The organism is Yinghuangia sp. YIM S09857 (genome assembly GCF_051388915.1).
GTDB lineage: Bacteria > Actinomycetota > Actinomycetes > Streptomycetales > Streptomycetaceae > Yinghuangia.
In genome coordinates, this window is record NZ_JBPKBH010000030.1 from 14,768 (window position 1) to 25,584 (window position 10,817).

Consider the following 10,817-nt stretch of genomic DNA (forward strand, 5'->3'; position numbering starts at 1 on the left):
CGCGCCCTTTCCTTCGGCCGATGTCCGGCCCCCCGTCGGCTTCATAGCGTCGTCCCCATGATCACTCTGGAACGCCTCACCAAGCGGTACGGGGACGCCACCGCGGTCGACGACCTCAGCCTCGTGGTCCGCCCCGGCCGCGTCACCGGGTTCCTCGGGCCGAACGGTGCGGGGAAGTCCACCACGATGCGCATGGTCCTCGGCCTCGACCGGCCCACGTCGGGCCGCGCGCTGGTCGGCGGCCGTCCGTACGCCGAACTGGCCGAACCCCTCCGCGAGGTGGGCGCGCTGCTCGACGCGAAGGCCCTGCACCCGGGGCGTTCGGCCCGCGACCACCTCCGTGCGCTGGCCCGCACGCACGACATCCCGCGGGCACGCGTCGACGAAGTCCTCGGCGTGGTGGGCCTGTCCGACGTGGCGGGGCGTCGCGCCGGGACGTTCTCGCTCGGCATGGGCCAGCGTCTCGGCATCGCCGCCGCGCTGCTCGGCGACCCCGCGACGCTGATGTTCGACGAGCCGGTCAACGGCCTCGACCCGGACGGCGTGGTGTGGATCCGCGGCCTGATCCGCTCGCTCGCCGCCGAGGGCCGCACGGTCTTCGTCTCCAGCCACCTGATGAGCGAAATGGAGCTCACCGCCGACCAGTTGGTGGTGATCGGACGCGGGAGGCTGCTCGCGGACGCCCCGCTCGCCGAGGTGCTGGCCGGGGCACCGACGGCCGGTGTCACCGTACGCGGCCCCGAACTCGCGGAACTGGCCCGTGACCTGGCCGCCGCCGGAGCCAGCGTGCGGGACGACGGCGACCGGCTCTCGGTGGGCGGCGCCTCGCTGGAGGACGTGGGTCGCGCCGCACATCGCCTCGGCGTCCTGCTCCACGAACTGAGCCCGCGTCAGGTCTCGCTCGAACAGGCGTACATGGAACTGACGGCCGACGCCGTGGAGTACGGAGGCACCCGATGACCGCGCTGCGACTGGCCGCCCTGCGGCGTTCCCTCGGATCCGAGTGGATCAAGCTGTGGACCGTGCGCTCGACCTGGTGGGCGCTGTCCGCTGCCGTCCTCCTGATGGCCGGGTGCGCCGCCATCATGGGCGGCGACTTCGCCGGGGACGTCGAGAACGGCGAGACCACCGACGGCACTTCGATGGGCATCGCGGAACCCGCAGTGGACGCCGCGATGCTCGCGCAGTTCGGCCTCATCGCCTTCGCGATGCTCGCCGTCACCGGCGAGTTCGGCACCGGGGCGATCCGCGGCACGCTGTGCGCCGACCCCCGGCGCGGCCGGGTGCTGCTCGCGAAGACCCTGGCGGTGAGCGCGGTGGCGGTGCCGCTCGCGCTCGTCCTGGCGCTGCTCGGCCTCGCCGCCGGGGACGCCACGCTCGGCGAGTACGGCACCGGCGGCGGCGTCGCCGAAGACGTCGCGGCGATCACCGTCTATCTCGCCCTGGCCGCGGTGTTCACCGTCGGCGTGGGGGCGCTGCTGCGCAACTCGGTCGGCACGCTCAGCGCGGTGATCGTGCTGCTCCTCGCACTACCCGTCACCCTCGGCGCGGACCGTTCCGCCTACCTGCCCGGCGGCGCGGGCATCAACCTGCTGGGCGGCGAGGACCCGCCGTACTCGCGGCTCACCGCCGCGGTGCTGTTCGCCGGCTGGACGCTGGCCGCACAACTCGCGGGCTACGCTGCACTGCGCCGCCGCGACGTGTGACATCCATACCTGGGTGTCCACACCGGGTTACCCGCACCGGGTTGCCCGCACCCGGACATCCACACTCAGACATCCACGCTCAGACATCCAGAGGAGCATCCGCTCACTCCACCATCCCGGCCTCGTACGCGACGATGGCGGCCTGGACCCGGTTCCGCACGCGGAGCCGGGTCAGGATCGCGCTCACGTGCGTCTTGACCGTGCCCTCCACGAGGTTGAGGCGGCGGCCGATCTCCGCGTTCGAGATGCCCTCGCCGATCAGCGCCAGCACCTCGCGCTCACGCGGCGTCAGCACCGCGACCCGGTCGGCGGCCTGCGCGGTGCGCACTGATCTGCCCATGGTGTCGATGACCCGTTTGGCGACGCGGGGCGAGAGGTACGCGGCCCCCTCGGCCGCCGCCCGGATCCCGGCCGTGAGTTCGCGGGGGTCGCCGGACTTGAGCAGGAAGCCCGTGGCCCCCGCGTCGATCGCCTCGGCGATGTACGCGTCCTCGCCGAACGTCGTCAGGATCACCACCGCCACCTCCGGCAGCAGTCGGCGGATCTCCGCGGTCGCGGCGAGGCCGTCCAGGCGGGGCATGCGGATGTCCAGGACGGCGACGTCCGGCCGGTGACGCCGGGCGAGTTCGACCGCCTCGGCGCCGTCCTCGGCCTCGGCCACCACCTCGATTCCGGGGTCACTCGCGAGGATTGCCCGCACCCCGGCCCGGATCAACGGCTCGTCCTCGGCGAGGAGGACGCGAACAAGCTTGCTCACCAGGCGACTTCCCGTTCCACCGACTGTTCCGTCGACCGCTCCACCGACTGTTCCGCGGACGGTTCCACCGGCCGGCCCGTCGACCGTTGCGGCGAACCGGACGCAAGCAACCCGTCGGACGTACTCCCCACCGCAGCCCGGGAGCCTGGTTGTCCGGAGTCCGGTTGTCCGGAGCTCCGTTGTCCGGAGCTCCGTTGTCCGGAGCCCGGCGGTCCGGGGTCCGGCCGTCCCTCGTCCGAACGCGCCGCCGGCAAGCGGGCGGTCACCTCGAACCCCGCGGCGCGCGGGGCCGCCGTGAAGGTGCCTCCGGCGAGCCGGACCCGCTCCCGGAGCGCGATCAGCCCGCTGCGGCTGCCGGGAGCCGGACCGCGGTCGGCGAGGGCGGACCCGGCCGGCGGCTCGCCGTTGCTGACGCGTACCTCCGCGCTGTCGTCGCGGTAGGCGAGCGTGACCCGGACCTTCGCACCGGGCGCGTGCTTGGCCGCGTTGGTCAGCGACTCGCGGACGACGCGGTGCACGGCGAGCGCGAGGGCGGGCGACTCCGGGGCCCGGCCGGTGCGTTCCAACACCACCGACATCCCGGACTCGCGCGAGCGGGCCACCAGGTCCTCGATCGACTCGTGCACCGGCTCGGTCGGGGCGGCCCGGTTGTCGGTCTGGAGCACGCCGATGATCTCGTGCAGGCGGTCGGTCGCCGCCGCCGCGCCCGCGCGCAGGTCGGCGGCCGCCGCCCGCTGCGCCTCCGGCAGCGCGGGATCGACTTCGAGGACGGCCGCCCGCAGTGCCAACAGGCTCAGGTCGTGGCCGAGGGAGTCGTGCATGTCCTGGGCGATGCGCGCGCGCTCGCGCATGCGGGCCCGATCGGCGTGCATCTCCCGCTCGTGCTCCAGGTGCCGCGCGCGCTCCCAGCCCGCCGCCGCGAGCGCGCGGCGCTGCCGCAGGTTGCGGCCGACCAGCCAGGGCACCGCGACGCTGAACAGCAGTTCCGCGGTCAGCGCGCCGAGCGGCCGCATCCCGGCCGCCACACCGCCCACGAACAACGCGGGGACCGCGAGGGCGGGCGCCCAGGCCAGCGGACGCAGCCGCCCGGTCCGCAGCGCCGCCAGGAAGGCCACCAGCGCGACGATGCCGTAGTAGCGGCCGTCCCACTGCGCGAGTCCGATGCCGATCGCGAGCGAGACCGACGGAAGCCGCCGGGAGAACGCCCCCGCGACCGCGACGACGCCGAGCGCGACCGCGAGGCGGCCGGACAGAAACGGCGTCGGGGAGTTGACGGACAGGCAGAACGCCGTGGTGAAAACCCACAGCGCGATGTCGGCCAGGACCGGACGGCGGCTCCAGAGACGGATTTCCCGGTCGCCCCGAAGGATCCGGCCAATGCGGTCGACCCGGCCTATCCGTTCTATCCGCGCTATCCGCCCCATCCGGTCGTTCTGGTCGATCATCTCCCGGACGTTACCCGACGACACGCCGCCCGGCCTCTGCCGAAAGACGTGCTTCTGTCGCAGGACGCGGGGCGTCGGTAGCGTGCATCGGGTGCCCAGCATCGATCCCGCGGCCGACGCCGCCTACACGGCCCGCGCCGTCGTCTCCCCCGAGCGCTTCGCGACCTTGATGGCGCGCTACCGCGACGAGTCGTCCGGCGCGGTAGCGGGCCTCGGCGGGACGCCCGGCATCGCCTACGACGACGCAAGCGGCGAGTTGCTGGACGTGTGGGGGACCGGCGACTCGCCCCGCCCGGTGTTCGTCTTCCTGCACGGCGGCTACTGGCGGGCGCTGTCCCGGCACGACTCGGCGTTCATGGCCCGGGCGCTGGACGCGCACGGCATCGCCACCGTCGTCCCCGACTACACGCTCGCACCGGCCGCGACGCTGGAGGAGATCGTCCGGCAGGTGCGTGCCGCGGTGGCCTGGGTGCACCGCGAGGGCGCCGGGTACGGCCTCGACCCCGCGCACATCGTGGTCGGCGGCAGCTCGGCGGGCGGGCACCTGGCCGCGATGACGATGGTGCACGGCTGGCAGGAGGACTTCGGGCTGCCGCAGGACGTGATCGCGGGCGGCTTCCCGATCAGCGGCCTGTTCGACATCCGCCCGCTGGTCCGCACCCACATCAACGACTGGCTGGGCCTCGACGAACCGCGGGCCGCGGCGCTGAGCCCCTTCCTGCTGGCCGCCGGGACCGACCGGCGCTGCCCCGCGGTGGTCGCGGTGGCCGAGCGCGAGTCGTCCGGCTTCCACGAACAGTCCGACATCTTCCACAGCCTGTGGACAGGCGAGGGGGACCCCCTGGTCGTCCCGGACCGCGACCACTTCGACGTCGTCCTGGACCTGGCCGACCCGGACACCCGGCTGAGCCGCGCGCTCCACGGGCTGTTCCCCGCGAAGTAGACCCCCAACAGGCCCCAACAGCCCCCAACAGGCCCCGGACCGGCCCCGGACCGGCCCCACCCCGCGCTCAGCTCGCCGGAGCCGCCGCCAGCAGATCGATGAGGGCGAGCAACACCGAGCGGCAGGACGCCCGTTCGCGTACGTCGCACATCACCGTCGGCACGTGCGGGTCCAGGTCGAGAGCACTGCGGATCTCGTCCTCGGTGTGCTCCAGGACCCCGTCGAAGACGTTGATGCCGACGACGAACGGCACGCCGCGCCGCTCGAAGAAGTCGATGCTGCCGAAGCTCGCGTCCAGGCGGCGCGTGTCCACCAGCACCACGGCGCCCAGGGCGCCGGTCGCCAGGTCGTCCCACATCGACCAGAACCGCTCCTGGCCGGGCGTGCCGAACAGGTAGAGCACCACGTCCTCGTCGAGGGTGATGCGCCCGAAGTCGAGGGCGACCGTGGTGGTGTCCTTGTCCGCCAGGCCGTCCAGGTCGTCGACGCCCACCCCGGCGACCGTCATGACCTCCTCGGTGCGCAGCGGCGGAACCTCGCTGACCGATCCGACCAGCGTGGTCTTGCCGACCCCGAACCCGCCCGCCACCAGGATCTTCACGGCCATCGCGGACGCCGGGACCGGCACCGCCAACGAGCCCGCCCGGGCCCCGGCACCGGACGGTCCGGCGGTTCCAGGGGTCACGGCACTAGAGCCGACCGAGGCCATCCCGCACCTTTCTCAGCAGTTCGGCATCCGGGGTGCGGGCCATGGACAGCGGCGCCCGCACGGTGACGCGGCCCTGGGCCACCAGGTCGCCGATCAGGATCTTGGCGATGCTGACCGGGAGCCGGATGAGCGCGGCGATCTCCGCGACCGCCTGCGGGGCCCGGCACAGCTCCAGGATCTCCCGGTGCTCCGGGTGCAGCGCGCCGTCGCGCCCCTCCGGCGCCGGGTCCACCGTGGTGACCAGCGTGATGAGCGTCAGGTCGTCGGCGGGCCGGGTGCGTCCGCGGGTCAGCGTGTACGGCCGGACGAGCGGTCCGGCTTCCTCGTCCCATCTGTACGGACTCATGCCGCCACCTCGCTGCGCTCACTCATGTGCGAGCCTCGCTTCTCCGGATCATGCGGGCGATGCCGCGTCCGTGTCGAATCTCGGTGTGGTGCCCAGGTATTCGCCCACCTGCTTGACGAGCGTGTTCATCTCGAACGCGACCACGCCGACGTCGGCGCGCTGGTCGGTGAGCACGGCCATGTGCGCGCCGCGCCCGGCCGCGGTCAGGAACAGGAAGGCGTCCTCCATCTCGATGAGCGTCTGGCGCACCGGGCCACCCTGGAACGAGCGGCCGACGCTGCGCGCCAGACTCGACAACCCCGACGCCGCGGCGGCCAACTGCTCGGCCTGGTCCCGGTCGAAGGTCTCCGAATGGCTCATGACCAGCCCGTCCTGCGACAACACGACCGCGTGGCGGGTGCCGGGCACCCTCCTGACCAGGTCGGTCAGCAGCCAGTCGAGCCGGCTGTCGGTGGCGGTGGTGGGCTGGGTCATGGGCGGTCCCTCTTCGGTGGTTCGCTGGTGTGCTCGGCGGCCCTGGCCCGCTCGGAGGCGCGCTGGAACGCGGAGATCGTGGCGGCGGCCTGCTGCGGTGTCGGACGCCTGGGGGCGTCCGCAGGGTCCCCTTCCCCGCTCCCGTCCCCGTTCGCGTCGCCGCCGTTCACGGACGCCTCGGGCTGCGCGCGCAGCGGGGCGGCCAGACTCGCCTGGCGCACCCGACGGGGCAACTGCCGGGTACGGCCGTCCGGTTCGCGGCCGGATGCGCCGGGGTCGCGGGTACGGTCCGGCTCTCCGTCGGCGGCGCGGGACGGCACCAGGAGGGGGACCGGTGCGCCGTCCGGCTCGGGCGTGTCCGGGGCGTCGGTCGTGTCCGACCCGTGTGGTGCGCCCAGCGTGTGCGGCGCATCCGACGCATCCGGCGTTTCCGCGGAAGGCAATTCCTGCTCCTCGGGAGTGTCCGGGGCCGGCTCCCCGGTCCGGCCGACGATCAGTTCCCTGGGTAGGAACACGATCGCGAGGGTCCCCCCGTACGGCGACGGCCGCAGCGTGACGCTGATGCCGTGCCGGTCCGCCAGTTGCGCGACGACGAACAGCCCGAGCCGCACGTCGTCGGCCAGCGCCACCATGTCGAACGGCTTCGGCGCCGCCAACTCGGCGTTCAGTGCCGCGTACTCGTCCTCGCCCATGCCCAGGCCGCGGTCCTCGATCTCCACCACGAGGCCCTTGGCCACCGCCATCCCGCGCACCTCGACGGGCGTCTCGGGCGGCGAGAACTGCGCGGCGTTCTCCAGCAGTTCGGCCAGCAGGTGGATCACCGGACCGACCGCGGCGCCGGACAGCGCGAGATCGGAGGCCACGTGGACGTCGATGCGGCTGTAGTCCTCGACCTCGCCGACCGCGCTGCGCACCACGTCCACGACGCGCACCGGCCTGCTCCAGCGGCGCCCCGGGTGGTGGCCGCTGAGGATGACCAGGTTCTCCTCGTAGCGGCGCAGGCGCGTCGCCAGGTGGTCGAGCATGAACAGGTCCTCCAGGACCTCCGGGTCCTGGTGCCGGTTCTCCATCGCGTCCAGCGCCCGAAGTTGGCGGCCGACCAGGGACTGGGTGCGCAGCGCCACGTTGTGGAACACCTTGGCGTGGCCGGCGCGTTCGCGCGCCAGGCGGGCGGCGCCGTCGAGGGCGGCCCGCTGGGCCGCCGTGAAGGCCTCCGCGACCTGCCCGATCTCGTCCCTGCCGTGCGGGAGTTCGGGGAGTTCCGCCGCGGTGTCCACGTCCTCGCCGCGGCTCAACCGGTCGATGGCGTCCGGCAGGCGCTTCCGGGCGACGTCGACGGTGGCCGCGTGCAGGCCGAGCAGGCGACGGCGCAGCGACCTGGCGACGGCCCAGCACAGCAGGCTGACCGCGACCACCACCAGCAGGCCGAGGGCGGTGATGAGCCAGACGGTCAGCTCCAGGTCGTCCACACGCTCCCGGGAGTCCTGCACGATCGCCCCGGCGCGCGTGGTGTTGAGGGTGGTGAGCTGCGGGTTCAGGGCGTCCAGGTTGGCCCGCCAATTCGCGGCCTCGGGCGGAAGGGGGACGCCGGGGCCGGCCGAGGGGGCGCGTACCGCCGAGCCGAGCACGGCGTCCTCGACCGCGACCAGCGAACGCCACTGCGGGCTTTCCACGAGCAGCCGGAACGCCTCCTGGAACTCCGGCTCCAGGCTCGGCCGGATCTCCTCGGCGTAGAGCGAACGGCGGGCTCCGGCCGACTCCGCGAACTCGGTGAACTCGGAGGCGCCGAGCCTGCCGGAGACCGCCGCGTACGTCAGCACCGCGTCCTCGCGCGCGATCATCTCGGTGGCACGGAACATGTCGACGAGCGTTTCGGCGCGCGCCGTCAGGTGCCCGTCCGCGTCGATGTGGGAGAGCGCGGCGAACGTGAGCATCTGCTTCTCGACCGCCGCGGTGTACGGCCTCAGCAGGTCGGCACGTGTCCCCTGGCGCCGGTCGACGGCCGTGCGGACCTCCGGCAGCCGGTCGCGGTCCTCGCGGATCGCGTGCGCCCGGTCCAGCACGTCGGTGTCGCTGTCCGCGAGTCCGCCGAGCACCTCGGCGAACTCGCCCAGCGCCGCGTCGGTGCGCCCGCGTACCTCCTGAAGCGCGGTGCGGACCTGGTCGGACGGCGCCGCGAGCCACGCCGCGCTCAGGCTCCGCTCCTGCTGCAACTGCGCCATCACCGTGTAGGCGGGCAGGCCCGCCTCCGTCGCGATGGTGTTCTGGTCCTTCAGCTCCGACGTCTTCGACCACAGGTACTGCGCCGTGAAGCCCCACAGGCCGACCAGGGCGAGCGACGGCACGATCGCGAGGACGACGAGCAGCGTGCGTATGGAGGAACGGCGCCGCTGCCGGTCGAGCCCGGTCAGCGCCCGGCGGGGGGATCTCATCGTGTCCCTAAGGGGAGAGAGCGGGCCGAGGGAAACGGCATGTGCCGGAAGAGTTTCCGGGAGCACGGCCCGAATGTCCATATCCAGCACGGGGCACGATTTCGGTCATGTGCGGGGCGAATCGCCAACCGGACGGAGGCCCCGGCCGGCTCAACCCGGCGGCGCCCCCACGCTGTTCCCCTTCAGCCGCTCCAGGTCCGCCTCGCGCACCTGGATGACCAGCGCGGCGACCACCGCGGCGACGACGGCGAAGGCGGCGGCGGTGACGAAGGCCGCGGTGATCCCGTCGGTGAGCACATGGTGGGTGTACGACGCGGGCAACTGTCCGGTGCGGTCGAACTCGGCGCGCTGTTCCGGGGTCGCCTGCCGCATGAACGCCGCGACCTGGTCGTCCGCCGCGTTCCGGCTCGCGGTGCCGTACACCGTCACCAGGATCGACAGGCCGAGCGAACCGCCCACCTGCTGCGTGGCGTTGAGCATGCCCGAGGCCGCGCCGGTCTCCTGCTCCGCGACGTTGGACACCGCCATCAGCGTCAGCGACACGAACTGCATGCCCATGCCCAGCCCGAACACGAGGATCGGGCCGAGGACGCTGCCGAGGTAGGTGCTGTCGACCTCGATTTGCGTCAGCCACGCGAGCCCGCCGGCGGCCAGCAGCGCGCCCGTGACCATGAACGGCTTCGGACCGTATGTGGGCAGCAGTTGGGACGCGAGGCCCGCACCGACCGCGATCACCGCGCTCACCGGGAGGAACGCGAGCCCGGCGCGCAGCGGGCTGAAGCCGAGGACGTCCTGCACCCACAGGGTGAGGAAGAAGAACATGCCGAAGATCGCCGCGGCGAGGCACAGCATGATGGCGTACGAGCCGGACCGGTTGCGGTCGGCGAACATGTGCAGCGGCGTGATGGGTTGGCGTGTCCGGCGCTCGATGGTGACGAACACCGCCAGCATGACGACCGCGCCCGCGAACGACGCGATGGTCAGGCCGTCCCGCCAGCCGTCCTGGGCGGCCCGGATGAAGCCGTACACGAGCAGCCCGACACCCAATGTCGACGCGAGTGCGCCGGCCAGGTCGAACTGCCCGGGTCGTCGTTCGGATTCGCGGATCGAGCGCGGTGTGGCCAGCGCGATGGCGAGCCCGATCGGCACGTTGACGAAGAAGATCCAGCGCCAGTCGAGCCATTCGACGAGCATGCCGCCGGCCAGCAGGCCGATCGCGCCGCCGCCCGCGGACACCGCGGCGAAGACCCCGAACGCGCGGTTGCGCTCGGGACCTTCGGTGAACGTCGTGGTGATGAGGGCCAGCGACGTGGGCGACGCGATGGCGCCGCCGATCCCTTGCAGGGAGCGGGCGGCGAGCAACTGCCAGGACTCCTGGGCGAATCCGCCGAGGAGGGAGGCCACGACGAAGAGCAGGACACCGAAGATGAAGACCCTGCGCCGTCCGAGGATGTCGCCCGCCCGGCCGCCGAGCAGCAGCAGGCCGCCGAAGGTCAGCGTGTAGGCGTTGATCACCCACGACAGGCTGGTGGTCGAGAAGTCGAGCGACGTCTGGATGTGCGGCAGCGCGATGTTCACGATGGTGATGTCGAGGACCACCATCAACTGGCACGACGCGATGACGAGCAGCGCTATGCCCTTGCGGCCGCCGCCTTCGGAGGCGGGGGCCGCGTGCGCGGATGCGGTGTGCGGGCTGGTCATAGGTGGTTCCAGGTGCTCCGGGCGTCCGGAGACGCGCCTTCCTCGACCGTAACCCCGTGTGCCGGGTCTCGCCTCCCTGCGGACGAACCCGCCCGCGTGGCCCTTACTCCCGCAGGAGTAAGGGCCCCTTTGGGGCACCGGCGGCAGTAACGCGCTTCTCCGCCCCGGGCCCGACGATCCGCGCGCGGTCCGCCGGAAGCCTGGAGACCGGGAATCGACGGCGATCGCGGGAGGCGGGGCGGCATGGACGCAGGGACGGGCACCGGCACGGGCGGCGGGGGGGGGGAGGGGGGGGGGAGGGGGA

The 10,817-nt window shown here is 72.9% G+C and carries 10 protein-coding genes; 3 read left to right on the forward strand and 7 right to left on the reverse strand.

Annotated features, from left to right (window positions below):
• The first annotated feature begins 57 nt into the window (after positions 1–57).
• Together ACRX5S_RS38255 and ACRX5S_RS38260 are read left to right on the forward strand one after the other, a co-directional pair.
• Positions 58–960: an ABC transporter ATP-binding protein gene (locus ACRX5S_RS38255; protein ID WP_436777875.1), complete on the forward strand. Its 903-nt coding sequence runs from the start codon at positions 58–60 to the stop codon at positions 958–960.
• Complete coding sequence (locus ACRX5S_RS38260; protein ID WP_436777876.1) at positions 957–1,706, forward strand: hypothetical protein; 750 nt, start codon at positions 957–959, stop codon at positions 1,704–1,706. Before ACRX5S_RS38255 ends, ACRX5S_RS38260 begins: the two co-directional genes overlap by 4 nt.
• A 103-nt stretch (positions 1,707–1,809) precedes the next feature.
• On the opposite strand, the gene ACRX5S_RS38265 is transcribed toward ACRX5S_RS38260, so the two are convergent.
• Together ACRX5S_RS38265 and ACRX5S_RS38270 are read right to left on the reverse strand one after the other, a co-directional pair.
• A complete protein-coding gene (locus ACRX5S_RS38265) occupies positions 1,810–2,463 on the reverse strand; it encodes a response regulator (RefSeq protein ID WP_436777877.1) in 654 nt (217 codons plus the stop codon).
• The gene (locus ACRX5S_RS38270) at positions 2,460–3,908 is read right to left on the reverse strand and encodes an ATP-binding protein (protein WP_436777878.1); all 1,449 of its coding nucleotides are present in this window, start codon (positions 3,906–3,908) and stop codon (positions 2,460–2,462) included. The genes ACRX5S_RS38265 and ACRX5S_RS38270 overlap by 4 nt, the downstream gene beginning before the upstream one ends.
• A gap of 91 nt (positions 3,909–3,999) precedes the next feature.
• Between ACRX5S_RS38270 and ACRX5S_RS38275 the strand changes: the two genes are divergently transcribed.
• Entirely contained in the window at positions 4,000–4,851 is an 852-nt protein-coding gene (locus ACRX5S_RS38275) for an alpha/beta hydrolase (protein WP_436777879.1), read from the forward strand.
• A 67-nt stretch (positions 4,852–4,918) separates the two neighbouring features.
• Here the strand turns inward: ACRX5S_RS38275 and ACRX5S_RS38280 are convergent, their stop codons facing one another.
• The 5 genes from ACRX5S_RS38280 to ACRX5S_RS38300 all read right to left on the reverse strand — a co-directional run bounded on the left by ACRX5S_RS38280 (position 4,919) and on the right by ACRX5S_RS38300 (position 10,513).
• Complete coding sequence (locus ACRX5S_RS38280; RefSeq protein WP_436777951.1) at positions 4,919–5,458, reverse strand: GTP-binding protein; 540 nt, start codon at positions 5,456–5,458, stop codon at positions 4,919–4,921.
• An 82-nt stretch (positions 5,459–5,540) separates the two neighbouring features.
• Positions 5,541–5,906, reverse strand: coding sequence for a DUF742 domain-containing protein (locus ACRX5S_RS38285; protein WP_436777880.1), 366 nt, complete (start codon positions 5,904–5,906; stop codon positions 5,541–5,543).
• A 48-nt stretch (positions 5,907–5,954) separates the two neighbouring features.
• Positions 5,955–6,380, reverse strand: a complete 426-nt coding sequence (locus ACRX5S_RS38290) for a roadblock/LC7 domain-containing protein (RefSeq protein ID WP_436777881.1) — start codon at positions 6,378–6,380, stop codon at positions 5,955–5,957.
• The gene (locus ACRX5S_RS38295) at positions 6,377–8,812 is read right to left on the reverse strand and encodes a nitrate- and nitrite sensing domain-containing protein (RefSeq protein ID WP_436777882.1); all 2,436 of its coding nucleotides are present in this window, start codon (positions 8,810–8,812) and stop codon (positions 6,377–6,379) included. Before ACRX5S_RS38295 ends, ACRX5S_RS38290 begins: the two co-directional genes overlap by 4 nt.
• Positions 8,813–8,962: 150 nt before the next feature.
• Positions 8,963–10,513, reverse strand: a complete 1,551-nt coding sequence (locus tag ACRX5S_RS38300; RefSeq protein ID WP_436777883.1) for an MFS transporter — start codon at positions 10,511–10,513, stop codon at positions 8,963–8,965.
• Positions 10,514–10,817 lie beyond the last annotated feature (304 nt).

Bases quoted from the DNA above. Each gene is read 5' to 3' on its own strand.
- ACRX5S_RS38255 (WP_436777875.1), top strand. From the start codon at position 58: ATGATCACTCTGGAACGCCTCACCAAGCGGTACGGGGACGCCACCGCG.
- ACRX5S_RS38260 (WP_436777876.1), top strand. From the start codon at position 957: ATGACCGCGCTGCGACTGGCCGCCCTGCGGCGTTCCCTCGGATCCGAG.
- ACRX5S_RS38270 (WP_436777878.1), bottom strand. From the start codon at position 3,908: ATGATCGACCAGAACGACCGGATGGGGCGGATAGCGCGGATAGAACGG.
- ACRX5S_RS38280 (WP_436777951.1), bottom strand. From the start codon at position 5,458: ATGGCCGTGAAGATCCTGGTGGCGGGCGGGTTCGGGGTCGGCAAGACC.
- ACRX5S_RS38285 (WP_436777880.1), bottom strand. From the start codon at position 5,906: ATGAGTCCGTACAGATGGGACGAGGAAGCCGGACCGCTCGTCCGGCCG.
- ACRX5S_RS38290 (WP_436777881.1), bottom strand. From the start codon at position 6,380: ATGACCCAGCCCACCACCGCCACCGACAGCCGGCTCGACTGGCTGCTG.
- ACRX5S_RS38295 (WP_436777882.1), bottom strand. From the start codon at position 8,812: ATGAGATCCCCCCGCCGGGCGCTGACCGGGCTCGACCGGCAGCGGCGC.
- ACRX5S_RS38300 (WP_436777883.1), bottom strand. From the start codon at position 10,513: ATGACCAGCCCGCACACCGCATCCGCGCACGCGGCCCCCGCCTCCGAA.